At 72.3% G+C, this 23,359-nt stretch carries 22 protein-coding genes; 12 read left to right on the forward strand and 10 right to left on the reverse strand.

What is annotated here, in order from left to right; all coding sequences use genetic code 11:
* Window positions 1–29: 29 nt before the first annotated feature.
* Window positions 30–824, forward strand: coding sequence for a polysaccharide deacetylase family protein (locus AC507J_RS08985; protein WP_496288612.1), 795 nt, complete (start codon window positions 30–32; stop codon window positions 822–824).
* Here AC507J_RS08985 and AC507J_RS08990 read toward each other — a convergent pair.
* A complete protein-coding gene (locus AC507J_RS08990; RefSeq protein ID WP_496288613.1) occupies window positions 821–3,163 on the reverse strand; it encodes a lysylphosphatidylglycerol synthase domain-containing protein in 2,343 nt (780 codons plus the stop codon). The two genes, AC507J_RS08985 and AC507J_RS08990, sit on opposite strands and share 4 nt — an antisense overlap.
* Before the next feature lie 139 nt (window positions 3,164–3,302).
* On the opposite strand from AC507J_RS08990, the gene AC507J_RS08995 reads away from it, so the two are divergent.
* On the forward strand, window positions 3,303–3,911 hold the full coding sequence (locus AC507J_RS08995) for a DedA family protein (protein ID WP_496288614.1): 609 nt from the start codon (window positions 3,303–3,305) through the stop codon (window positions 3,909–3,911).
* Between the two features lie 147 nt (window positions 3,912–4,058).
* Here AC507J_RS08995 and AC507J_RS09000 read toward each other — a convergent pair whose 3' ends face one another.
* Complete coding sequence (locus AC507J_RS09000) at window positions 4,059–4,487, reverse strand: helix-turn-helix domain-containing protein (protein WP_496288615.1); 429 nt, start codon at window positions 4,485–4,487, stop codon at window positions 4,059–4,061.
* 338 nt (window positions 4,488–4,825) lie between these two features.
* Here AC507J_RS09000 and AC507J_RS09005 point away from each other — a divergent pair, with 338 nt between their 5' ends.
* A complete protein-coding gene (locus AC507J_RS09005; protein WP_496288616.1) occupies window positions 4,826–5,248 on the forward strand; it encodes a cation-transporting P-type ATPase in 423 nt (140 codons plus the stop codon).
* Window positions 5,230–7,392: a magnesium-translocating P-type ATPase gene (gene mgtA / locus AC507J_RS09010; RefSeq protein WP_496288617.1), complete on the forward strand. Its 2,163-nt coding sequence runs from the start codon at window positions 5,230–5,232 to the stop codon at window positions 7,390–7,392. Before AC507J_RS09005 ends, mgtA begins: the two co-directional genes overlap by 19 nt.
* Here the strand turns inward: mgtA and AC507J_RS09015 are convergent, their stop codons facing one another.
* Complete coding sequence (locus AC507J_RS09015) at window positions 7,393–7,764, reverse strand: winged helix-turn-helix transcriptional regulator (RefSeq protein ID WP_496288618.1); 372 nt, start codon at window positions 7,762–7,764, stop codon at window positions 7,393–7,395. It lies immediately after the preceding gene.
* Between the two features lie 47 nt (window positions 7,765–7,811).
* Here AC507J_RS09015 and AC507J_RS09020 point away from each other — a divergent pair, with 47 nt between their 5' ends.
* Complete coding sequence (locus AC507J_RS09020; RefSeq protein WP_496288619.1) at window positions 7,812–8,570, forward strand: SDR family NAD(P)-dependent oxidoreductase; 759 nt, start codon at window positions 7,812–7,814, stop codon at window positions 8,568–8,570.
* 103 nt (window positions 8,571–8,673) lie between these two features.
* Here AC507J_RS09020 and AC507J_RS09025 read toward each other — a convergent pair whose 3' ends face one another.
* From AC507J_RS09025 to AC507J_RS09050, 6 genes are all read right to left on the reverse strand, one after another.
* Window positions 8,674–9,291, reverse strand: a complete 618-nt coding sequence (locus AC507J_RS09025) for a vitamin K epoxide reductase family protein (RefSeq protein WP_496288620.1) — start codon at window positions 9,289–9,291, stop codon at window positions 8,674–8,676.
* Window positions 9,288–9,956: a DsbA family protein gene (locus AC507J_RS09030; protein ID WP_496288621.1), complete on the reverse strand. Its 669-nt coding sequence runs from the start codon at window positions 9,954–9,956 to the stop codon at window positions 9,288–9,290. The genes AC507J_RS09025 and AC507J_RS09030 overlap by 4 nt, the downstream gene beginning before the upstream one ends.
* 82 nt (window positions 9,957–10,038) lie before the next feature.
* The gene (locus AC507J_RS09035) at window positions 10,039–12,057 is read right to left on the reverse strand and encodes a bifunctional copper resistance protein CopD/cytochrome c oxidase assembly protein (protein ID WP_496288622.1); all 2,019 of its coding nucleotides are present in this window, start codon (window positions 12,055–12,057) and stop codon (window positions 10,039–10,041) included.
* 71 nt (window positions 12,058–12,128) lie between these two features.
* Window positions 12,129–13,043, reverse strand: coding sequence for a cation diffusion facilitator family transporter (locus AC507J_RS09040; protein ID WP_496288623.1), 915 nt, complete (start codon window positions 13,041–13,043; stop codon window positions 12,129–12,131).
* Window positions 13,044–13,229: 186 nt separating this feature from the next.
* Window positions 13,230–14,606 (reverse strand): FAD-dependent oxidoreductase, encoded by a 1,377-nt coding sequence (locus tag AC507J_RS09045; protein WP_496288624.1) that lies wholly within the window; start codon window positions 14,604–14,606, stop codon window positions 13,230–13,232.
* Window positions 14,607–14,781: 175 nt separating this feature from the next.
* The gene (locus AC507J_RS09050; RefSeq protein WP_496288625.1) at window positions 14,782–15,678 is read right to left on the reverse strand and encodes a bile acid:sodium symporter family protein; all 897 of its coding nucleotides are present in this window, start codon (window positions 15,676–15,678) and stop codon (window positions 14,782–14,784) included.
* A 123-nt stretch (window positions 15,679–15,801) separates the two neighbouring features.
* Here AC507J_RS09050 and AC507J_RS09055 point away from each other — a divergent pair, with 123 nt between their 5' ends.
* The 7 genes from AC507J_RS09055 (at window position 15,802) to AC507J_RS09085 (ending at window position 22,818) form a co-directional block, all read left to right on the forward strand.
* On the forward strand, window positions 15,802–16,371 hold the full coding sequence (locus AC507J_RS09055) for a nucleosidase (RefSeq protein ID WP_496288626.1): 570 nt from the start codon (window positions 15,802–15,804) through the stop codon (window positions 16,369–16,371).
* Window positions 16,372–16,483: 112 nt separating this feature from the next.
* Window positions 16,484–17,527: a Rieske 2Fe-2S domain-containing protein gene (locus tag AC507J_RS09060; RefSeq protein ID WP_496288627.1), complete on the forward strand. Its 1,044-nt coding sequence runs from the start codon at window positions 16,484–16,486 to the stop codon at window positions 17,525–17,527.
* Window positions 17,524–17,757, forward strand: a complete 234-nt coding sequence (locus AC507J_RS09065) for a hypothetical protein (RefSeq protein WP_496288628.1) — start codon at window positions 17,524–17,526, stop codon at window positions 17,755–17,757. Before AC507J_RS09060 ends, AC507J_RS09065 begins: the two co-directional genes overlap by 4 nt.
* Entirely contained in the window at window positions 17,754–18,707 is a 954-nt protein-coding gene (locus AC507J_RS09070) for a PDR/VanB family oxidoreductase (RefSeq protein ID WP_496288629.1), read from the forward strand. Before AC507J_RS09065 ends, AC507J_RS09070 begins: the two co-directional genes overlap by 4 nt.
* A 10-nt stretch (window positions 18,708–18,717) precedes the next feature.
* On the forward strand, window positions 18,718–19,503 hold the full coding sequence (locus AC507J_RS09075; RefSeq protein ID WP_496288630.1) for an IclR family transcriptional regulator: 786 nt from the start codon (window positions 18,718–18,720) through the stop codon (window positions 19,501–19,503).
* Between the two features lie 111 nt (window positions 19,504–19,614).
* Window positions 19,615–20,499, forward strand: coding sequence for a PaaX family transcriptional regulator (locus tag AC507J_RS09080; RefSeq protein WP_496288631.1), 885 nt, complete (start codon window positions 19,615–19,617; stop codon window positions 20,497–20,499).
* Window positions 20,500–20,673: 174 nt separating this feature from the next.
* A complete protein-coding gene (locus tag AC507J_RS09085; RefSeq protein WP_496288632.1) occupies window positions 20,674–22,818 on the forward strand; it encodes a DUF6351 family protein in 2,145 nt (714 codons plus the stop codon).
* 68 nt (window positions 22,819–22,886) lie between these two features.
* On the opposite strand, the gene AC507J_RS09090 is transcribed toward AC507J_RS09085, so the two are convergent.
* Window positions 22,887–23,354, reverse strand: coding sequence for a MarR family winged helix-turn-helix transcriptional regulator (locus AC507J_RS09090; protein ID WP_496288633.1), 468 nt, complete (start codon window positions 23,352–23,354; stop codon window positions 22,887–22,889).
* Between the last annotated feature and the right edge of the window lie 5 nt (window positions 23,355–23,359).

Genomic DNA, 23,359 nt, shown 5'->3' on the forward strand with positions numbered 1-23,359 from the left:
ACGGGTATCCGCGCCGGATGGTGACCGGCGTGACCCGCAACCGGCGGCGGGATCTGCTGCGCGGCGGCATCCTGGTCACGTTCGGTGCCGGGCTCGGCGTGGTCGGCTTCGCCGAGGCGGCGGAGCTGGCCGATCGGAAGTTGCCGCTGCGCGGCGGTGCGGCGAGCGGGCTCCCGCCGGGCGGGCCCGACCTGCTGGGCACCGGACGCCTGGAGGTCAACTGGTTCGGCCGGACCGACCGCAAGCTCGTCGCGCTCACCTTCGACGACGGGCCCCGGCCGAACTGGACTCCGCAGGTGCTCGACATCCTGCGCCAGCACGACGTACCGGCCACCTTCTTCATGGTCGGCGAACGGGCCCGGCAACACGCCGACCTGGTCCGCGGTCGACTCGCCGGCCACGAGGTGGGCAACCACAGCTGGGCCCATCACGACCTGGCCCGGATGGACTTCGACGAGGCGTACGAGGACCTGGCCCGGACCCATCGGGAGTTGGTGGCGGTCACCGGCCAGCAGCCCCGGCTGCTCCGTCCCCCGTACGGTCATCTGGCGGGCAGCACCACGGCGGCGGCCCTGCAACTGGGCTACCAGGTGGTGCTCTGGTCGCAGCAGATGCGCGAGGCGGAGTTCCCCGGCGATCCGGCCGGACACGCCCGGCGGATCAGCGCCGACGTCCAACCCGGCACGATCCTGCTCGCCCACGACGTCGGCGACGACCGGCGACTGGTCACGGTGCGCGGGTTACCGGAACTCATCGACCGGCTACGCGAGCGCGGCTACCAGTTCGTCACGGTCTCCGCGCTGCTGGCCGTCCGGCAGCCCTAGACCAGTTGGCGGCGCGCCAGCCACCGCAGGGCGACGTAGCCGAACGGGGCGGGTAGCCAGAAGGTCGCGAGCCGGTAGACCAGGACACCGGCCACGGCGGTGTCGACGGGCACGCCGTAGAGCAGCAGCCCGGAGACCAGCGCCGCCTCGGTGGCGCCCAGCCCGCCGGGGGTGGGCGCGGCGGAGGCGACCCCCTCGCCCACGACGGACACCAGGATCACCGGCGGCAGCAGCGCGAGGCTGACCGGCTCGCCGACCGCGAGCAGCCCGAAGTAGAGGCTGAGGCCGTAGGCCAGGGTGAGCGCCACCGCCGCGCCTACCAACCGGGGCAGCCGGTGCTGGCGGGGCAGCACCCGCAGGGCACCGAGAACCTGCCGGGCCACCGCCCGTCCCCGGTGCCGCAAGCGGGGTACGGCGAGCACCGCGGCGACGACCAGCAGCACCGCCAGGACGCCGAACAGCAGTGGCAGCGCCTTGCTGGTGGCGGCGTGTTCGAGGGTACGGACGGGTTGCCGCGCGAAGGGCAGCAGCACCGGCAGCAGCAGCACGACCGACACCACGCCTGCCGTCCGGGAGATCGCCACCACGGTCGCCGACTCGGCGGTGCCGAACCCCTTCTGGTGCAGGTAACGCACGCTCAGGGCGGCACCGCCGACGCTGCCGGGAGCCAGCCGGTTGGCGAAGGAGGCGGCCACCTGCACGACTGTGGTCTCCCCGAGCGGCACCCGGTTGGCGGCGGCCAGCCGCAGCACGAACGCGCTGAGCAGATAGGTGGCGACCGAGCCGAGCAGGGTCGCCACGAGGGCCACCGGGTGCGCGCGCAGCATCAGCCGCAGCGCGGTGCGTACCTCGCCGACCTGCGGCAGCAGGACGTACACCAGCAGGCCGAACGCGACAAGCAGCAGGATGCCGCGCGGCGTGATCCGGGCGACCCGGGCCAGCCGACGCTCCCGCTCCGGGCAGCGGCGCAGGATCTCGGCACGCAACTCGTCCAGCAGGCCGGGGGTCCGGCGCAGGGCGTCGCGACCGGCCCGGGAGAGCACCGGCCGTTGCAGGTACGGCAGGCTCTCCGCGACCTGCGCGGCACCCAGCTGCGCCATCGCCACGCCGACCACGGTCGCCGGATCGACCCGGCTGGCGAGGGTGACCAGCAGCTCGACGAGATCCCGCGCCTGCTCCTCGGCGGCTGCGCCGTCGATACCGAAGCCGAGGTCCACCAGGTACGCGATGTCGCCGGCCAGCAGAATGTTGGCCGCGCGCAGGTCCCGGTGCGCGATACCGGCCCGGTGCAGCAACGCCACCTGCCGGCACACGTCCGTGACCGCCGCGATCGGCAGCGGCCCGACGGTCGCGCCCAGTGGCGCGGCGGGAACGAACTCCTGCACCAGCACCGCGTCGCCACCGGAGAGGGTGGCGGTCGTGACGACCGCCGGTACGCGTACCCCGGCCCGCTCCGCCAGCAGCGTCAGGTACGTCTCGTGTTCGCTCTGCTGCTTGGCGCTCAGGTACGGCGGCTCGTCGGCGACATGCCGGAACCTCAGCCGCCGGTAGAACTTGTACGCCCAGTCCGCGTCGCGCTGCTGACCCCCGCTCACCTTCACGAACAGCTGCCGCCCGTCGGCGGTCCTCGCCCGCCAGGGCCACGAGCCCCGGGCGTCGCCGGTCACCGGCTCCAGGCGGGTCACGTCGAGTCCCCGGTGCCGCAGCGCCCGGCGCAGGCGGCCGGTGGAGCGTTCCGGGCCGACCTCCCCCACGACGAGCCGGGTCAGGCACACCGCGAGCCAGCCGACCAGGAGCCCGCCGACGACGTCCAGCGGCAGGTGCGCGCCGACGTGCACCCGGGCCACGGCGACCACGACGATCACCGCCCAGATCAGGCGCCGCCACCGTGCACCGCCCGCCCGCGCGGCCACCAGGGCCAGGGCGGTGGCGACCGCGACGTGCCCGGAGGGAAACCCCAACGAGCCGGTGATCGTGTCGTGCACGGCCACCTCGGCCAGCAGGGCGGCGGGTCGCTCCCGCGCCACCGCAGCCTTGTTGGCGATCGCCAGCCAGTAGGCCAGGTTGCCGGCCAACAGCAGGTCCCGCGCCACCGTGTACCGCCGCAGCAGGGCGGCGACAGCAGCGGCCCCGAACACCGCCAGGTACGAGCCGACCTGCATGATCACGACCAGCACCGGCGTCGCCGCCGAGGGCAACCGGTTGAGCAGGGTGAACAGGTCCCGCTCCCAGGCCGCGACCGGGTGCTGGCGTACCAGCAGACTCGCCACGACCAGCAGGACGGTCGAGACGGCCAGGCTGACCAGCAGTGCCGGCGACGGGCGATGCGTCCGGGCCACCACCAGTCCTCGCCTCCACCGGACTAGGCCGTGGACTTGCTGCCAGGTCGAACCCTACGGGCTCCGGCGGTGCCGTTCGGTGGTTTCCCGCCGGAGCGATCACCGGTTCCGGACCGGTTCCGGCGGTCACAATCAGGAGGTGGAGCGGGTCCTGGACATGATCGCCGCGTTGCCGCCGCTGCTCGTGCTGATCCTGGTGTTCGCCCTGCCCGCGCTGGAGTCCTCGACCCTGCTGGGCCTGGTGATTCCCGGGGAGACCGCTGTGCTGGTGGGCGGGGTGGTGGCGCACGGCGGCGGGCTGCCGCTGTGGGCGGTGGTCGTCGCGGCGACCGTCGGCGCGTGCCTCGGTGACCAGGTCGGCTACCTGCTGGGCCGGCGCTACGGGCCGCAGGTGGTGGCCCGGGCGCCCGCGGTGGCCCGCCGGCACCTGGACCTGGACCGGGCCCGACGCCTGGTCGCCCGCCGGGGCGCGACGGCGGTGCTGATCGGTCGGTGGGTGGCGGTACTGCGTACCGTCGTGCCGATCATCGCCGGGGCCAGTGGGATGCGCCGGGCCGCGTTCGGGTGGGCGAACCTGGGCGGCGGGCTGGTCTGGGCGGCCGGAGTCGCGCTGCTGGGCTACCTCGGCGCGGCCTCCCTGCGCTATCTGGAACGGGAACTGGGCATCGGGAGCTACACGCTGCTCGCCGCGATCGTGGCCGTCGCGCTGATCTCGCTCTGGCGCCGCCGCATTCGGCGGCAGCGCTGACCGATCGTGGCACGAGAACGAGTGGTGGATCTTGGAGCCGACCGCGAACGGGATCATGGCCGCTGCGGGCGACGGGTGCCAGGAGCACATTGGCGAACAGACGTGATTTCAAGGTGAAATCAAAATTTCAGGGTGAAATCAGGCTTCTCATGGCCATCGCTCCTTGATGCCAGCCCAGAACAGCACTGGCCCCTGCCGGTCCTTGCTGTCGCGAACCTGGGCGGTGTGGTCGGCGAATCGGGTCTCGACGGTCTCGAAGTTATGGATCTCCGATGCGGCAGATTCCAGGCCGATGAACTGCCGGTAGGAGCCGGGCAGGTCGCCGTACTTCGCCCACCAGCCGCGCTGCTTGCCGCTACGCGCCATCGACAGCAGAGTTGTGCGCAAGTCGGTGTCGGTTACGCCGTACAGATCGAGCAGAGCGTTCAGGGCCGGACCTTTCAAGCCGACTCTGCCCTGCTCGATGCGTCGCAGGGTGCTCGGGGATACCTCGATCACGTCGGCTGCGTGTTCGGTAGCTACGCCGGACTCCTCGCGCGCTCGCCGAAGCTGCGCGCAAATGCAAGGGAGCGGCATGTCTCGGCGGGCTACCAGATCGACAACAGGGGAGACGCGGTGGACCGGCGGTCCATCTTCGTGATGAAGGCCGGGCTGCGCGTAGCCCCAGCACCCGTCGTGGGGAAACCGGGGCAACAGAGGCGCTTGAGATCCCCTGCGCGGGCTGAACGCTCGACCCAGTGATCGCTGCCGAAGCCCCGAAGATCAATCACTGGATGCCGACGTACGAATGCATCGCCGGCCCGGTGAGGTCGACAGTTGCTCGCCGATCGTGGCGACCCGCCGCGCGGCCTGCTGATGCTCGGTAGCGTCAGCTTCGCGGCGGGACGCGCCGGCGCGAGGCTGACGGAGGGTGGGTGGGGGCACGGGTCGGGCCGCAGGGGCGCACCGGGCGGTTCTGGGCCGGTCAGCTGCCCGAGGCGCTGGCTGCCGTCGGTGCTCCGGGTCCGGGTCTGACCGGCGAGCAGGCCGCCCGGCTGCTGCGCGAACGCGGCCCGAACCGGGTCCAGGTGCCCCGCCGCCGTGGCTGGCGGCTGCTGATGACCCAGTTCACCAGCCCCATCGTCGTGATCCTCATCGCGGCGACGGTGCTGTCGATGGCCGTCGGCGACCTGATCGACGGTGCCATCATCCTGGCCATCGTCGCGGCCAGCGGTGGGCTCGGGTTCTGGCAGGAACGGGCCGCCGGGCGGGCCGTCGACGCGCTCCAGGCGCGGGTGCGGGTGAACGTGGAGGTCATCCGCGACGTCACCAGGTCTCCGTGCCGGTCGAGGAGGTGACGGTCGGCGACCTGGTGGCGCTGCACGCCGGTGACGTGGTGCCCGCCGACTGCCGGGTCGTCGAGGCGCACCGGTTGCAGGTCGACCAGGCCGCCCTGACCGGGGAGTCGTTCCCGGTCGAGAAGAACCCGGATCCGGTACCCGCCGACGCGGAACTGCCCGGGCGGACCAACGCGCTCTGGATGGGTACGCACGTGGTCAGCGGCACCGGCCGGGTGGTGGTCATGCGGACCGGCCGGGACACCGCGTACGCCGAGGTGGCCGCCCGGACCGGGGCCCGGCCCGCCGCGACCGGGTTCCAGCGGGGTCTGACCCGCTTCGGATTGCTGCTGGTCCGGATCATGTTGGTGCTGCTCGTCGGCATCGCGGTGGTAAACCTGCTGATGGGCCGGCCAATAATCGACTCCCTGCTGTTCTCCCTGGCCCTCGCCGTCGGGCTGACCCCGCAGATGCTCCCGGCGATCGTCGCGGTCAGCCTCTCCGCCGGAGCCCGGGCGATGGCCGCGCACCGGGTGATCGTCAAGCGCCTCGAAGCGATCGAGGACTTCGGCGCGATGACCGTGCTGCTGACCGACAAGACCGGGACGCTTACCGCCGGGACCGTCACGCTCACCGACTGCCTCTCGGTGGACGGCGAACCCGATGCCGAGAGCGCCCGCCTGGCCCGGCTCAACGCCGGCCTGCAACAGGGCTTCACCAACCCGATGGACAGCGCGATCATGGCCGGGCAGCCACCCGCCGATCCGGCCCGCCGGCTCGCCGAGGTCCCGTACGACTTCAGCCGTCAGCGGCTGTCTCTGCTGGTCGACGACGGCGGCAGCGCCACGCTGATCACCAAGGGGTCACTCGCGGCCGTGCTGGGCGTCTGCGCCACGGCACGCACCCGCGACGGAGTCGTACCGCTGGACCAGGTCCGCGACCGGGTCCAGCAGCGCTTCACCGAGCTGAGCGAGCGCGGGCACCGGGTGCTCGGCCTGGCCGTCCGGCCGCTGCCCGGGGCACGTACCGCCACCGCGGACGACGAGACCGGGATGACGCTGGTGGGCCTGCTGGCCTTCCAGGACCCGGCCAAACCCGACGCCGCCGAGGCGATCGACCGCCTCACCGCGATGGGCGTCGCCGTCCGGTTGATCACCGGCGACAACCGGCACGCCGCCGCACACGTCGCCGCGCAGGTCGGTCTCAGCGGCGAGCCGATGCTCGGCACCGACATCGCCGCCTGCTCCGACGCGGAGCTGCCCGACCGGGTCGGCGGCACCGAGGTCTTCGCCGAGGTCGACCCGGTCCAGAAGGAGCGCGTGCTGACCGCGCTGCGGGCCCGGGGGGCCGTGGTCGGGTTCATCGGCGACGGCATCAACGACTCCCCCGCCCTGCACGCCGCCGACGTCGGCATCTCCGTCGACACCGCCGCCGACGTGGCGAAGCAGGCGGCAGCGATCGTACTGCTGGAGAAGGACCTCGACGTGGTCGCCGACGGCGTCCGGCTCGGCCGGCAGACGTTCACCAACACCCTGAAGTACATCCGGGTCAACACCAGTGCGTCCTTCGGCAACGTGGTCAGCATGAGCATCGCGACCGTGCTCCTGCCCTTCCTGCCGCTGCTGCCCCGGCAGGTGCTGCTGCTCAACTTCCTCTCCGACATCCCGTACACCACGATCTCCACCGACCACACCGATCCCGAGCAGTTGCGCCGCCCCCGCACCGTCGACGTCCGGGCGATCCGTCGGTTCATGCTGGTCTACGGCTCCATCAGCATCGCCGTCGACCTCGCCGCGCTCGCCGTGCTGCACTGGTGGTGGCGTACCCCCACCGACGTCTTCCGCGCCGCGTGGTTCATCCAGTTCACCGCGACCGAGATCATCGTCCTGATGGTGCTGCGGACCAACCGGACCTTCCTGCGCAGTCGACCATCGCGGCCGCTGCTGATCACCGGGGCCCTGCTCATCGCGGTCACCGTGGCCCTGCCGTTCAGTCCGCTGGCCGGGCCACTCGGCCTCGGCCGCCCGCCGCTGCCCGTCCTGGCCACGCTCGCCGCACTGACCGCCGCGTACGTCGCCGCCAACGAGCTGGTCAAACGGCGGGTGCCCCCGGACCCGCTGACCGCCGAGCCGAAGCACGATCCGCGCCGCAGGACACCACCCTGATCACGGCCGCGCGTCAGTCACCCGCCGTCGGGCTCTGCCGATCTCCGAAGCGTGGACGACCGCCCATTCGCCGATCGAGATCACCAGCGGGAGAAACGACCGGCCAAGATCGGTAAGCGCGTACTCGACGCGGTGCGGCGTCTGACGGCGACTTACCAGGCCGTCGCCCTCCAGCACCCGCAGCGTACGGACCAGGATCCGCCGGCTCAGGCCCTGGATGTTGCGGTCCAACTCGTTGAAACCGTACGGGCGCTCGTGCAACAGCGCGAGCACCAGCACGCTCCACTTCTCGCCGACCCGGCGCAGCACCTCGGTCGCGTCGCAGCGCTCGCGGTCGGCAGGTGTGACGGGCAGCGGGAGTACCGGTGACATGAATGTGCCTTCTTTCCGATGCCGGACCACGTGCGCAGGATCCAAGTATGCGCACAGTGGTGATCACAGGCGGTACGCGTGGAATCGGCGGTGCCCTCGCCGCCCGGCTACGGGCCGCGGGAGACGAGGTGATCCCGATCGGCAGCGCCGACGCGGATCTGACCTCCGTCCGGCAGACCGCGGAACTCGCCACCCGGCTACCGGATCGGATCGACGTCCTGGTGCTCGCGGCCAGCCGCTTCGATGTGCGGCGGGTGGTCACGGCCGAGGGCCTCGAGCAGACCTTCGCGATCTATGTGTTGAGTCGTCACCTGCTGGCCGAGCGGCTGCGGCCAGCGCTGGAGCGGGCAGCGCAGCCGGTGATCCTGAACCTCTGCGGCACCGGCGTCCGGGCCGGCCGGATCCACTGGGACGATCTCCAGCTCACCCGGGGGTACGGCCTGTTCGCGGCCACCATGCAGGGGACACGGGCCAACGACCTGTTGGGCGTGGCCTTTGCCGACCGTGACCCGGGCAGCCGGATCCGGTACGTGCTCTACAACCCGCTCTTTGTCGACAGCGGGATGCACCACCAGTTCCGGCAACCAGTACGGGGGGTGGTCGGCGCGGCGGCCCGGCTCCTCGGGACCACCGTCGAGACCACTGCGCGACACCTGACCGACCTGCTGGCTGTTCCCCCGGTCGCACCACTTACCGCGTTGCGGCGGGGCAAGCCGGTGCCGCTGGCCGGGCCGGAGTTCGAGCGGGCGGCGGCGGCCCGGCTCGACGCGGCCCTGCGCCAGCTGGTCGCCGAGCTAGCCACGTAGATCTTGGTCGGAAAGTGCCCTCGGCAGGGCCCTCGGCAGGGCGCTTTTCGACCAAGTTCGACCAAGATCTGGAAGGTTGACCAAGATCTGGAGGGCTCGGACGTCAGAGCAGGGTGGACCAGTAGTCCCAGAAGCGGACCAGGATCGCCAGCCCGATCAGCACGTACCAGGTGACCAGGAGGAAGCTGTGGTAGCCGGCGAGCCCGGCCAGCCGCGACGTCGGCCGCCACCGCCGGAGGTTGTGCAGCGTGGTGTAGAGGAAGATCGCGATGGTGACCACCCAGACCACCATGCAGTACGGGCAGAGCGCGCCGATGACGTAGAGGCTCTGGTAGATCAGCCAGTGCACGAAGACCACGCCGAACGTGGCGCCGGCCTGGAGGCCGAGCCAGAACCAGCCGGGCAGCCGTACGCCGGCGAGCAGGACGACGCCGAGGGTGGTGACCACCGCGAAGCCGGCGATGCCGAGCAGCGGGTTGGGAATGCCGAAGGCGGCGGCCTGCGGGGTGGTCATCACCGATCCGCAGGAGAGGATCGGGTTGATGCTGCACGTCGGCACGTAGTCCGGGTCGGCCAGCAGGTTGATCTTCTCGACGGTGAGGGTGGCGGCGGCGAGCAGGCCGACGCCACCGCCCACCGCGAGCACCCATGCGGTGACCCGGGCGAGGAAGCCCGCCTCCGGGACGGCAGCCTCCGGGCTGCGCTCCAGGACGGCACTCATCCGGCGAGCGCGGCGTCGATGGCGGCGATCATGTCCGCCTGGGTACGAACCTCGGTCAGCTGCCGACCGTTGAGGAAGAACGTCGGGGTGCCCCGCACGCCCGCGGTCTCGCCGTCGGCCCGGTCCTTCGCGACCCGGGCGGCGGTGGCGGGATCGTCGAGGTCCCGCTGGAAGCGGTCGACATCCAGGCCGAGGGTGCGCGCGTACCCGACGAACAGCTCGGTCTGCGGCGTGCGCTGGTGTCCCCACGTCTCCTGGTTCTCGAAGAGCGTGGCGTACATCTCGGGGAACCGGTCCTGGTTCGCCGCGGCCTGCGCGGCCCGCGCGGCCAGCTCGGCGTTGGGGTGGCTGGGGATCGGGAAGTACCGCACGACGAAGGTGATCCGGTCCCCGTAGGTGTCGCGGATCTCCTCGATGGCCGGGTAGACCGCGCCGCACGCCTCGCACTCGAAGTCGAGGAACTCCACCAGGGTGACCTTGCCGTCGGCGGCCGTGGAGAGCCGGTGGCTGTCCTCGCGGACCAGCACGGCCGGGTCGACCGGCTGTCCGGTGTCGCCGGTGGCGCGCGCTGTGTCGTCGCCGTTCCGGTTGACGGCGAACAGGCCGATCATGGCGAGGATCACCACCAGGATCATCGCCAGCGTCAGTCGGAGATTCCTCGTCATTCGGGTGTCAACCTTCCCTGCGGGTGTCGCCAATGCTGTACCGACCGGCTGTCAGCTTCCTGGGAGCCGGCTGGACGCCAGCTCATCGGCCCACCCGGCGGTCGCGTTCGGCCAGCTCGGCGAGCATCCGGTTGTACGCGGCCAGCTCGGGGTCCTCGCGTCCCTCGGCCTCGGCGCGGTCGGCGGCCCGATCCCGGCGGCGGGCCTCCCGACGATCGGCCTGGATCCACTGGTACAACAACGCGCCCATGACGATCACCGTGGGCAGCTCGCCGAAGGACCAGGCGATCCCGCCGGCCGCGCGCTGGTCCTCCAGTGGCGTCGGCCCCCACGGCCGGGCCAGCGCCGTCCACCAGTCCGCCGCCAGCAGGGTGGCCGACTGCATGAGGGCGACGCCGAGGAACGCGTGCAGCACCATGCTGATCAGCACCAGGACCATCTTCAACGGGTACGGCACCCGGCGCGGGGCGGGGTCGACCCCGATCACCGCCCAGAAGAAGAGGTACCCGACGCCGAGGAAGTGGGCGACCATGGCCAGGTGGGCGGCGTGCGAGCGGACCGCCAGCTCGTACAGGCCGGTGAAGTAGAGCACGTAGAGGCTTGCCACGTAGAGGACGAGCGCCACGACCGGGTGGGTCAGCGCGCGGGAGACCGGGGAGTGCAGGGCGCTCTGAAGCCATTCCCGGGGGCCGGGCCAACGCGGATCCGGCGAGGGTCGCAGGGCCCGCAGTGCGAGGGTGATCGGCCCGGCGAGGACGAGCAGGATCGGCGCGACCATCATCAGCAGCAGGTGCTGCACCATGTGCACGCTGAACAGCACCGGCCCGTAGCGGGCCAGACCGCTGGAGGTGGCGATCACCAGCACGGCGCAGCCGGCCAGCCAGAGGGCGGTACGCGCCGGCGGCCAGGCGTCACCGCGTCGGCGCAGCCGCCACACCCCGGCGACGTAGAGCCCAGCCGCGACCAGGGCGGCGGTGATGAGCAGCGGCTCGGGCAGCCAGAGCCGGAACACCGACTCCACGCTCAGCGGCGGGGGCATCGGGAACCCGAGCAGTGCGGCGGCCGGGTCCAGTTCGTCCTCGCCGATCGGGGCCGGCGTCCGGGACAGCGCCACGGCGGCACCCACCGTCGCGCCGAAGAGCAGCGTCTCCACGACCGCGACCCGCAGGAACGGGCGGCGCCGGCCGGCGGCCAGGGCGGGCAGCGCCCGGCGGCGGTGCAGCACTCCGGCCACCGCGATGGCGACCAGTGCCGCCGCCTTGACCAGCAGGAGTTGCCCGTACCGGGTGCCGGTCAGGTCGGCCGGACCGGTCAGCCGTACGCCCGCCGACAGCAGGCCGGAGCCACCGACCGCGACCAGACAGGCCAGGGCCAGCGGCGAAAAGCGGCGGACCGCGACGGCGAGGTCGGCGGTGCTGCCCCGGGCGGTGACCGCCAGGGCGAGCAGGCCGCCGGCCCAGACGGTGACCGGCACCACGTGCAGCAGCATGCTCGACACGGCCAACTGGTGGTTGCTGGCCGACGCCGCGTGCCCGGTGAAGACCGGCGGCACCACCGCCGTCAGCGCGGCCAGCAGCGCCACCACGGCCCCCGCCGGGCGCAGGCTCCGCGCGGCTATCACCGCCGCGACCAGCGCGAGGCCACCGCTGAGGGCCAGCGACTGCCCCAGCGGCACGGTGAGGGCGAAGTTTAGCACCGCGCGGACCGACAGCACCCGGGAGGCGGGCAACCCGAACAGGTCGACGAGGGTGTAGCAGAGCGCGACCCCGGCGGCCACCGACCAGAGGGCCGCCGCCAGCGCGGCGGCGCGCAACCGGCGGTAGCCCAACGCGGAGAGCCGGCCCCCGTCGTCACGCGGGGAGAGGATGGCGACCGCCAGCAGCAACCCGACGGTGCAGACCGCGGCGATCTGCATGCCGAGGCGGGCGGCCGGCAGCAGCCACGCGGCGGTGCGGTCCGGCTCCGGCAGCCCCGGCGGCGTCGGCGGGGTGCTGCCACCGCCCCACCACAGCAGCGCCGCCCCGACCCCGGCCGCCACCAGGATCGTGGCGATCGGTACCAGCACCGGACGGTGCGAAGTGCCGGCTCGGCTCGTGTTCACGGACGGCTCCCGGGTGTTGGACGGTTCGCCAGGTAGTCGCCGGCGACCGCCCGATGGTTCCGGGAGGAAGGTCACCATTGGGCGCCGTCACAGACGCCCTCGGCGTCCTGGGGCTCGACCTGGATGGTGGCGTGCTCGATGGCGAACCGGTCGTGCAGGATCCGCCGGGCGGCCGCCAGCACCCCGGCGAGATCCGCACCGGGATCGAGGATGAGGTGCGCCGAGGCCACCTCCATCCCCGAGGTCAGGGTCCAGACGTGCAGGTCGTGCACGTCGGCCACACCGTCGACCGCGCGCAGCCCGTCGCGGACCGCCGCGACGTTCACGTGCGGCGGCGCGGCCTGCACGAGAACCCGCAGGGCGGCCCGGCCCAACTGATAGGTCCGGGGCAGGATGAACAGGCCCACCGCCACGGCGATGATCGGGTCGGCGTACCACCAGTCGGTGATCGCGATCACCCCGGCGGCGACGATCACGCCGACCGAGGCGAGCAGGTCGCCGAACACCTCCAGGTACGCGCCGCGAACGTTAAGGCTCTCCTGCGCGCCACTGCGCAGCAGCAGGAAGGCCACGATGTTGGCGATCAGGCCGGCCACCGCGATGGCCAGCATCGGACCGGCCATCACCTCCGGCGGCTCGTCGAGCCGGCGCAGCGCCTCGATCAGGACGTAGACGGCCACCCCGAAGAGCAGCACCGCATTGGCAAGCGCCGCGAGGACCTCCATCCGGTACAGCCCGAAGGTGCGCTGGCCGTCGCGGGACGCCCGGCTCGCCGCGGTGATCGCGGCGAGCGCCATGCCGATGCCGAGCACGTCGGTGAACATGTGCCCGGCGTCCGAGAGCAGCGCCAGCGAGCCGGTCCACCACGCCCCGACCGCCTCCACCACCATGAACACCGCCAGCAGGGCGAAAGCCGCCCACAACCGGCCACGGTGCTTCTCCCCCGCGCGCAACACCTGCTGCCCATGGTCATGTCCGGCACCCACCGCTCGCCCCTCTCCGCTGTCGACCGCCACGCACAACATATGCGGACATTGCAATAAGTGCAATCATGCTGGCGGATCCCGCCCATGGCGGTGTCCGGCCGGGTAACATCCCCACGATTCCGGCCAGACGCCGGCGATGACGAACGGGTGCGGGCCGGGCGGGCAGCCGCGCAGGAAGGTCAGCCGTCAGCGGGCCCGGCGGTTGGCCCGCAGGGCGTCCAGGAGCACCCGGGGCCTGGCCAGCGAGCTGGGGTGGGCACGCATGGAGACCACGTCGTTGAAGCGCCGGGCGGTGGTCACGTCCGTGATGGTCGCCGCGACGATCTGTCGGCTGATCCAGCTGGCGAGCCGATGGCCGCGCGGGTAGGGACCGGCCACGTGTGGCAGCGCCAGATCGGCGGAGGTCGACAGGGACCAGGCGGCGTCGACCACCACCTGTTGCAGGGCGAGGAACTCCCGCGCGGGCCGCCGCAGGTCCGGCCCGGACCGCAGGTAGGTCGAGAGGCAGGCCGCGTGCAGCGCCGCCGCGGTGATCCCCTGCCCGTACACCGGGTTGAACGACGCGACCGCGTCACCGACCGGGACCAGCCCGGCGGGCAGCCTGGTCAGCGCGTGGAAGTCCCGCCGCCGGCTGTCGGCGTGGTGGTAGGTCCGGACCTCGCCAAGCATCTCGCAGCCGGCCACCGCACCGAATTCCGGCGGGAACTGCTCCCGCAGCCGGCGGACGAAGTCCTCGGCGGTCTGCCCGGGACGGTGGTCGGCGTAACCGGCCATCATCGCCATCCAACGCCCGTCCTCGATCGCGAAGAAGGCGGCCCCGGCCACGTCCGACGAAAGTCGCGGGCTGTTCAACGCCAGGACCACGGTGTGCTCCGGGTTCGCCTCCCGGCGCCGGAACAGGGCCGTCGCGTAGTTCAGGTGCACGGTCATCCGGCGCATCGCCGGCCGCTCCCAACCGGCCTGCTCCAGCCAGTCGGAGAGCCGGCTCGACCGGCCCATCGCGTCCACCACGAGATCCGCGTGCTCGACGCCGGGCGCACCACCGACGTCGTACCGGACCCCGGTGGTCGCCGCACCGTCGAACACCAGACCCGTGGCGCGGGCGGTGACGGTCTTGACGTTTGGCAGTCGGAGCACCTGCTCACGGATCAGCCCCTCAAGCAGCGGGCGGCTGCCGGCCAGGCTGTCGGCGTCGTCCGGCACCGTCACCTTCAGCCGGCCGTCGAGGTAGTTGCGTCGCGCCGCCGGGGGCGCCTCGACCGCCCCCTGGGCCAGGGCCCGCTCGCGGAAGCCCGGAAAGAGGTGCTCCAACTGGAGGAACCCACCGGGCAACAGCGCGTGCAATTGGGTCCCCTGGGGTACACCCGGCCGGGGCCCGCTCACCCGTAGGTCGTCCCGATCGATCACGACGACGGACTCGGCGTGATCGGCCAGCACCCGAGCGGCCAACATCCCCGCGACGCTGCCGCCCATCACGACGGCCTTCCCCAGCACCGGAGACGGCTGGGCGGGCGGACGCACCGCGTTCAGGTCGGCGAAGACCCGGGCAGGGGCGAGGGACATCGTGCTCTCCAAGGGGTACGAGGTGGGCGGGGGCCAGCCGGCTGCCGGAGGGTGGACAGGCCGACGGACCGGACGGCCGGCAGAACGCTCAACGATCGTTGCACGGGCGGGGAACGCCACCCGGCCGAAGCCCACACGGCGACCGGGTACGGCAGGCCGCGCGTCGAGGCGTACCTCAGGTCGTGGCCGCCCCGCCCCCGGCGGAGACGGGCCGGGCACCGACGCGGTTCACCAGGTAGCCGAAGGCCGCCGCGGTGAAGAACATGACGATGCCGTAGACCGCGCCGGGAATCGCCATCTGCGTGCTGTCGAGCAGCGCGGGGCTGAGCGCGATCGTGATGGCCAGCGTGCTGTTGTGGATGCCGATCTCGAAGCCGGCCGCCTTGGCCGCGCTGGGCTCGACCCCGGCCAGCCGGGGCACCCCGTACCCGATGGCGAGACTGAGCAGGTTGAACGCGAGCACGGCCAGGCCGACCGAGACGAAGTAGTCGGCGATGTTCTCGCGCTCACCGAGCACGGCGCCCGCGATCACCGCGACCAGCACCACGACGGAGAGGATCCGCACCGGACGGTTCAGGCCCTCGGCGAAACGGGGCAGCCGGGCCCGGATGAGCATGCCGATCGCGACCGGGACGAGCACGATGGCGAAGACCTGGAGCACCTTGTCGAACTGGAGGCCGATGCTCCGCGCGTCGCCCAGGAAGTGGGCCGCCGACAGGTTGACCACGATGGGCAGGGTGAAGACGGCGAGCACCGAGTTGACGGCGGTCAGGGTGATGTTCAGGGCCACGTGCCCACCGAAGAGGTGACTGTAGAGGTTGGCCGTGGTGCCGCCGGGCGAGGCGGCCAGCAGCATCATCCCGACGGCCAACTCCGGCGGCAGGTCGAAGGCGAGCACCAGTCCGAAGCAGAGCGCGGGCAGCAGCAGGATCTGGCACGCCAGCGCGATGACGGCGGCCCTCGGGTGCCGGGCGACCCGGCGGAAGTCCGCGACGGTCAGGCCGAGACCCAGACCGAGCATGATGATGCCGAGAGCGACGGGTAGTCCGATCAGGGTCAGGGCGGAGTCCATGACACGACATCGTTACCACCTGGTAACGCCCTCGCCATCCTCCATGCGGCTGGCTCCGAGGGTGCCGCCACCACCCGGCGGACGCGGCGGCTCCGCCGAGCGAGTTGCCGCTACCATCGCCCGATGGATCTGCGCGGCACGATCAGCCCGGACCGCCCCTTGCTCGTCCTGGCGCTCGCCGGGGAGGCCGCCCACCTCGACTCGCGACTTCCGGTGCTGCTCACCGGCATGGGAAAGGTGAACGCCGCGGCGGCCGTCGCGGCGGTGCTGGCCCGGGGCGCGCTGCCGGCGGCGGTGGTCAACCTCGGCACGGCCGGTGCGCTGCACCCGGGCTGGACGGGCACCCACGAGGTGGGCAGCGTTCTCCAGCACGACCTGGACACCGAGTTCATCCACCGGCTGACCGGGCAGACCGTCGGGGCGCCGCTGGCGCTGACCGACGGCGGCCCGGTGCTCGCCACCGGCGACCAGTTCATCGCCGACGACGAGGCGCGCGCCGCGCTGGCCGCCCGGGCCCAACTGGTGGACATGGAGGGCTACGCGGTGGCCTCGACGGCGCGCCGGTTCGGCGTACCGGTCCGCCTGGTCAAGCAGGTAAGCGACGAGGCCGGCGCCGGGGCCGACCGGACCTGGCAGCAGTCGGTGGACGACTGCGCCCGACGGCTCGCCGGGTGGGTCGCCGACCGTCTCTGATGGGTGGGTGCCCGCCCCGGCTTTCACTCAATGAAAACGTGACTCCCGCCACCGGCGTCCGCGCGGGATGATCCGACGACACCCTCGCCCACCCATCGGGAGGTTCGGTCGGATGGCCTTCGCACGTGATCAGTGGTATGTGGCGGCCTACGGCAGCGAGGTAGGGCGGGACCTGCTCGCCCGCACGGTGCTGGGTGAGCCGCTGGTCCTCTACCGGACCGAGTCGGGTGCGCCGGTCGCGCTCGCGGACCGGTGCGTACACCGCCGCTATCCGCTCTCCGAGAGCCGCCTCGACGGCGACACCATCGTCTGCGGGTACCACGGCTTCACCTACGACCCGACGGGCAGCTGCGTCTTCGTCCCCGGGCAGCAGCGCATCCCGCGTACCGCCCGGGTCGCCGCGTACCCGGTGGTGGAACAGGACTCCTTCATCTGGGTCTTCATCGGCGACAAGAACCTGGCCGACCCCACCACCATCCCCCGAGCGCCCTGGCTGGCCGACCCGTCGTACGCGGTGGTTCGCGGGATGGCACCGCTCAACGCGCGCTACGAACTGCTCGTGGACAACCTCATGGACCTGTCCCACGAGACCTATCTGCACGGTGGCTACATCGGCACGCCGGAGGTGGCGAACACGCCGATCACCACCGAGGTGGACGAGGAGCGGGGCATCGTCTACGTCAGCCGGCACATGGACGACGCGGAGTGCCCGCCCTTCTACGCGCGCTCGACAGGCATCCAGGGCCGGATCACCCGCTGGCAGGACATCGAGTACCACCCGCCCTGCCTCTACCTGCTGCACAGCCGGATCGCGCCGCAGGGCGTCTATCCGCCGGCGGAGGGCCCGGACAGCGACGCCTTCCACGCCGAGATCGTGTACGCGATCACCCCGTCGACCGAGCACACCACCTACGACTTCTGGGCGGTGGCCCGCGACTTCGCGATCGACGACGAGTCGGTGAGCGAGTACCTGCACAACAGCAACCACACAGTGGTCATGCAGGACGTGACGGCGCTGAACATCCTGGAGCAGGTGATCGCGTCCGAGCCGGAGAAGTACCAGGAACTCAGCATCAACATCGACACCGGCGGGCTGGCCGCCCGGCGGTTGCTGGCCCGGCTGATCGAACCGGGATCGGTGGGAGCGGCCCGGTGACCGCCCCGACCGGCATGCTCACCGGCGACCGGATCTACCGGATCCACTGGCTGCCGGGCACGGACACGCTGCGCGGGATCTGCCACTGCGGTGCCGAACGGACCGCCGAGGAGCCGGTGGAGCTCTGGGAGTGGTTGCTGGCCCATCCGGACGGCCATCAGCCGTCGGCGGCTCAGTCGCCGTCTGGGGCCAGGGTGCCGTCGTCGCCCCGGCTGGCGGTGCCGGCGTGACCGGCGGCGACCCGACCGGCATCGAACTGATGGTCGCCGGCCGGGAGGAGGCCGCAGCGGGCGTGGTCGTGCTGACCCTGTGCCGCCCGGGCGGCGGCGACCTGCCGGGCTGGGCCCCGGGCGCGCACGTCGACCTGGCGCTCGGCGACGACCTGGTCCGGCAGTACTCCCTCTGCGGCGATCCGGCCGACCGGAGCGGATGGCAGGTCGCGATCCAGCGTGAGCCGGAGGGGCGCGGCGGCTCCCGGCTCGCGCACGAGCGGCTGACGCCCGGCGCGACCGTGCGGGTGCGCGGGCCACGGAACAGCTTCGAGCTGGTCCCGGCGCGGCGGTACCTCTTCGTCGCCGGGGGCATCGGCATCACCCCGATCAGGCCGATGGTCGCCGCCGCCGACGCCGCCGGTGCCGACTGGCGGCTGGTGTACGGCGGGCGCAGCCGCACCACCATGGCCTTCGCCGCCGCCCTGCGGGAGAAGTACGGCGACCGGGTGAGCCTGCATCCGCAGGACGAGACCGGGCTGCTCGACCTGGACACTCTGGTGCAGCCGCCGGGCGACGGGCTCGTCTACTGCTGCGGACCCGAGGCGCTGATCAGCGCGGTGGAGCAGCGCTGCCGGACGTGGCCCGCGGGCATCCTGCACGTCGAGCGCTTCGCCCCGGTGTCCATGGTGGACGGTGCCGAGACCACCGTCGAGGTCGAGCTCGCGCTCTCCGGTCGGACCCTGACCGTACCGCCGGGCACCTCGATCCTGGCGGCGGTGGAGCAGGCCGGCGTACCGGTGCTCTCCTCCTGCCGGGAAGGCACCTGCGGCACCTGCGAGACCACCGTGCTCGCCGGTGAGCCGGAGCACCGCGACAGCCTGCTCACCGAGGAGGAGCGGGCCGCCGGTGACACGATGATGATCTGCGTCTCCCGGGCCCGCAGCGCCCGGCTCACACTTGAATTGTGACTCTGCCGGAGTGAGCAGGGATGATGGGCGGGTGCAGGCGCCACCCGGCCGGTCGGTAACCAGCAAGGTGCTGGCCCTGCTCGACGCGTTCTCTCCCGCCACCCCGGCGCTGACGCTTACCGAGCTGGCCCGGCGAGCCGACCTACCGCTGCCCACCGCATCCCGGCGGGTGGCGGAGCTGGTCGCCTGGGGGGCGCTGGAGCGCGGGGCCGACGGCCGGTACCGGATCGGCCTGCGGCTCTGGGAGGTCGGCTCGCTCGCCCCCCGCGGCCTGCGACTGCGCGAGCTGGCCCTGCCGATCATGGAAGACCTGTACGAGGTGACGCACGAGAACGTCCAGCTCGCCGTCCGGCAGGACCTCGAACTCGTCTTCATCGAACGGATCGCCGGGCGGCACGCGGTGCCGGTGCTCACCCGGGTCGGTGGTCGCTTCGCGTTGCACGCCACCGGGGTCGGGCTGGTCCTGCTCGCGTGCGCGCCGGCCGAGGTGCAGGAGCAGGTGCTGGCGGCGCCGCTGGAGCGGTACACCGAGCTGACCATCACCGACCCGAGGCGGCTGCGGCGCTGCCTGGCCGAGGTGCGCCGGATGGGTTACGCGGTAAGCGACCGGCAGGTCACCATGGATGCCCTCTCCGTGGCGGCGCCGATCCGCGCGGCGGACGGGACCGTCGTCGCCGCGATCTCGCTGGTGGTCGCCCACGATCGGGCCGATCCGGTGGCCCTGGCGCCGCTGGTCCAGGCCGCGGGCCGGGCGATCTCCCGGGCGCTGGGCACGGCGTACGGGCCGCCGGGTTGAGCCGCCGGCATCGATACCGCCTGGTCACCGGAGGCAGTAACGTATCCGGGTGTTCGTTCTCCGCACAGCTTCCGACCGGCCCGACACCCGCGTACCGAGCGGCGGCGGACAATGATCGACGACGGCCCCGACGGGCTCACGGCGGCGGCACCGTCGAGCCGGGCCGCGGCGGTGGGGCGGGCCCGGGCCCAGCGTCTGCTGGTGACCCTGCTCGGTGACCACTGGCACGCCGGCCGCTCGCCGCTGCCGTCCGGGGGTCTGGTCGCGGTGCTGGCCGAGTTCGACATCGCGCCCGCCAACGCCCGCGCGACGCTCGCCCGGCTGACCCAGCGGGGGATGCTGACCCGGACCAAGGAGGGCCGGCGGACCAGCTACCGGCTCACCGAGCCGGCGTGGCACATCCTGCAACGGGGCGCCCGCCGCATCTTCGCCACCACGGACGAGGACGCCTGGGACGGCATCTGGACGCTCATCGCGTTCACCCTGCCCCTGGACGACGCGAACCAGCGCCGACTGCTGCGCGCCCGCCTGCGCTGGTTGACGTTCTGGCCGTTGTACGACGCCACCTGGGTGACCCCGCACGACCGGTTCGACGAGGTACGCGAGCAGCTCAGCGAGCTCGGCATCTCCGATGCGGTGGTGCTGCGCACCCGGGACCTGGAACTGCTGCCGAGCGGGCTCGCCCGGCTGGAGGCCGCCTGGCACATCGACGAGCTTGCCGCCGGCTACCAGGACTTCCTGGACCGCTACCGCGACCTGGCCCGCCGGGCGGTCGCGGGCGAGGTGCCGCCGGCCGAGGCGCTCGTCCAGCGCACCGAGCTGGTCAACGACTGGCGGGCGCTGGTGGGAGCCGATCCCGACCTGCCGGCCCGGTTCCTGCCGCCGTCCTTTCCGCGCGCCGAGGCGCGGGCGGTGTTCCTGAACGCCTCGGAGGCGCTGGCCCCGCTCGCCCAGAAACGCTTCGAGGCCCTGGTCCACACCCCCGACCACCCCTGATCCCGAGGCCTCCCTCCGGCCACCGGGAAGAGCCCGCGACGATCGCGCCGGACCACCGCCAGAGGTAGATACACTGCAAAATCATTGACTCGTGGTCTGATTTCGCATTACGTTGCCGGTACGCACTTGACCAGGAGGTCCAGCCGCCCGTCCCCGGCTGAGAGGGGTTCCCCCATGCACTTCCATCACTCCCCCGCGAAGACCAGGAAACGATCCGCGCGGATGCTGCTGACCGCGTTCGTCGTGACGACGCTGATCAGCGGCTCCGCCACACCCGCCGGTGCCACCGGCGGCAAGGGCAACAACCACGGCTTCGACGTGGCGGTCGTCTCCGGCCGCGCGGACACGATCAGCGGCGGCGACGCCCTGGTCCGCGTCGGCGTGCCGCGCACCGTGCCACCGCACCAGGTGCGGGTCCGCGTCGACGGCCGCGACGTGACCGGCCGGTTCCGGGCAACCGGCGACCAGCGGACGCTGCTCGGGCTGGTGGACAACCTCGCGCTGGGCCGCAACCGGCTCGAGGTACGCGCCAACGGGCTGGGCAAGGGCCGGCCCACCGCCACGTTGACGCTTGTCAACCACCCGGCCGCCGGCCCGGTCTTCTCCGGGCCGCACATTCCGCTCGTCTGCACGGCGGCGGACGCCCCCTGGCACCTCGGGCCGGTCGACCGCGACTGCCACGTGGCCGAGCCGCAGGTGACCTACCAGTACCGCAACACCGCGGGCCGCTTCGTCGGCCTGCCCGCCGGCCCACTGCCGAAGGACGTGGCCAGCACCACCACCACGGCCGGCCGGACCGTGCCGTACGTGGTCCGGATCGAACGCGGCACCATCAACCGGGCGGTGTACGAGATCGCGCTGCTGCACCAGCCGGGCACGCCCACGCCCGACCCCTGGACGGCGCCCCGCGGCTGGAACAACCGGCTGGTCTACACCTTCGGCGGTGCCTGCGGCATCGGCTACACCCAGGCCACCAGCACCGGCGGGGTCATCAACCACACGCTGCTCAGCCGGGGCTACGCGGTCGCCAGCGCCACCTTCAACGTCTACGCGCACAACTGCAACGACGTCACCTCGGCCGAGACGGCCATGATGGTGAAGGAACACTTCACCGAGACGTACGGCGTACCGGACTTCACAATGGGTTGGGGTGCCTCGGCCGGCACCATGCAGCAGTTGCTTATCTCGAACGCCTACCCCGGCATCCTCGACGGGGTCATCGGGCACGTCGGCTACCCGGACGAGCGCTCCACCACGATCAGCGGGCACGAGTGCCGGTTCATCTCCCAGGCGGCGACCGCCGCCGGGCTCTCCACCGCCCAACGGCAGGCCGTGTCCGGCTTCGGTAGCCCCGACACCTGCGCCGGCTACCAGTTCTTCGACAGCGTCGACTGGCCCACCGCCTGCCCGAACCACGTTCCCGCGCAGCTGCGCTACCACCCGGTCACCAACCCGGACGGCATCCGCTGCGCCATGGCGGACTTCATCTCCAACGTGTACGGCGTCGACCGCAACGGCGCGGGCCGGCCGATCATCCCGGACACCGTCGGTGTGCAGTACGGCCTCCAGTCGCTCCAGGCCGGCGTCCTCAGCCCGGAGCAGTTCGTCCGGCTCAACGAGGGCATCGGCGGCCTGGACGTCGAGGGCAACCGGACGCCGCACCGCACCTCGGCGAACGTCGACGCGATCAAGGTGGCGTACGCGACCGGCCGGGTCAACCAGTTCGACGGTGGGCTGCGCTGGACCCCGATCATCGAGACGCGCAACTACACCGACCCGACAGGCGACTTCCACGACCGGTTCCGGTCCTGGACGATGCGGGAGCGCCTGCTGAAGGCGAACGGTCACGCCGACAACCACGCCAGCGTCACAAGCCCTTCGGGTGCCGCCACCACGGCGACCCAGGAGCAGGCACTGGCCGACATGGACGCCTGGCTGACCACCCGGACCAGGCTGGCGGCGGACCGTCCGCACCTGGATCCGGTCGCGCTCACCCGGCTCTCCCGACCGCGCGGGGTGGTCGACAACTGTGTGGCGCCCGACGGAGAGCGGATCGTGGAGAAGCTGACGCTGAACCCGTCCGTCCGGTGCAACCAGCTCTTCCCGTACCACGGCAATCCGCGGGTGGTGGCCGGCGGGCCGACCACGTCGGCGGTGCTCAAGTGCCAGCTGAAGCCGCTGAAGCGGGCGCAGTACGGGGTGGCCTTCACCGACGGCCAGTGGCAGCGCCTGCGGGCGGTCTTCCCCGGCGGCGTCTGCGACTGGTCGAAGCCCGGCGTCGGTCAGGTGCCGCTGAGCCGGACCTGGATCCGCTTCTGATCAGTCCACACCATCCGGCCGGGCAGCGCTTCGCCAGCGCTGCCCGGTCCGCTGTCCGGAGCGGCCCGTCAGTCCGGGAAGGCCAGCAGCCGCAGCAGCTCGGCGAGCCGCTCGTGGTCCTCGGGCGTCACGGTGGCGAGCAGGCCCAGCTCCACGGCGCGCGCCGATTCCTGCGCGCGGGCGAAGAGATCCCGGCCCGCGTCGGTGGCGACGAGCACGTTCGCCCGCCGGTCGGCCGGGTCGGTCTGGCGCTCGATCAGCTTGCGCTGCTCCAACCCGTCGACGAGGGCGACGACCTGGCTCGGGTCCAGGCGGAGGAACTCGGCCAGCTCGCGCTGGGTGGGGCGGGCCTCGTCGGCGGCCAGCGCCAGCACGGAATAGGAGCGCGCCTTGAGCCCGTGCTGCGCGAGGGCGGCGTTCGCCGCCGCGAGCGTGAGCGCGTTGGCGCGGGCGAGCAGGAAGATCAGGTCCCCGCCGAGCACACTGTCCCGCAGGCCGTCGCGTCCGGTCGGCCGGGTCTTCTCCGTTGGGGACATGGCGA

Source organism: Micromonospora sp. PRAS1, from assembly GCF_059553435.1.

Excerpts from the sequence above, each read along its gene's own strand:
- AC507J_RS09055 (WP_496288626.1), top strand. The coding sequence starts at position 15,802 with ATGGATCTGCGCGGCACGATCAGCCCGGACCGCCCCTTGCTCGTCCTG.
- AC507J_RS09060 (WP_496288627.1), top strand. The coding sequence starts at position 16,484 with ATGGCCTTCGCACGTGATCAGTGGTATGTGGCGGCCTACGGCAGCGAG.
- AC507J_RS09025 (WP_496288620.1), bottom strand. The coding sequence starts at position 9,291 with ATGAGTGCCGTCCTGGAGCGCAGCCCGGAGGCTGCCGTCCCGGAGGCG.
- AC507J_RS09000 (WP_496288615.1), bottom strand. The coding sequence starts at position 4,487 with ATGCCGCTCCCTTGCATTTGCGCGCAGCTTCGGCGAGCGCGCGAGGAG.
- AC507J_RS09045 (WP_496288624.1), bottom strand. The coding sequence starts at position 14,606 with ATGTCCCTCGCCCCTGCCCGGGTCTTCGCCGACCTGAACGCGGTGCGT.
- AC507J_RS09030 (WP_496288621.1), bottom strand. The coding sequence starts at position 9,956 with ATGACGAGGAATCTCCGACTGACGCTGGCGATGATCCTGGTGGTGATC.
- AC507J_RS09020 (WP_496288619.1), top strand. The coding sequence starts at position 7,812 with ATGCGCACAGTGGTGATCACAGGCGGTACGCGTGGAATCGGCGGTGCC.
- AC507J_RS09080 (WP_496288631.1), top strand. The coding sequence starts at position 19,615 with ATGATCGACGACGGCCCCGACGGGCTCACGGCGGCGGCACCGTCGAGC.
- AC507J_RS09085 (WP_496288632.1), top strand. The coding sequence starts at position 20,674 with ATGCACTTCCATCACTCCCCCGCGAAGACCAGGAAACGATCCGCGCGG.
- AC507J_RS09015 (WP_496288618.1), bottom strand. The coding sequence starts at position 7,764 with ATGTCACCGGTACTCCCGCTGCCCGTCACACCTGCCGACCGCGAGCGC.
- AC507J_RS09050 (WP_496288625.1), bottom strand. The coding sequence starts at position 15,678 with ATGGACTCCGCCCTGACCCTGATCGGACTACCCGTCGCTCTCGGCATC.
- AC507J_RS09090 (WP_496288633.1), bottom strand. The coding sequence starts at position 23,354 with ATGTCCCCAACGGAGAAGACCCGGCCGACCGGACGCGACGGCCTGCGG.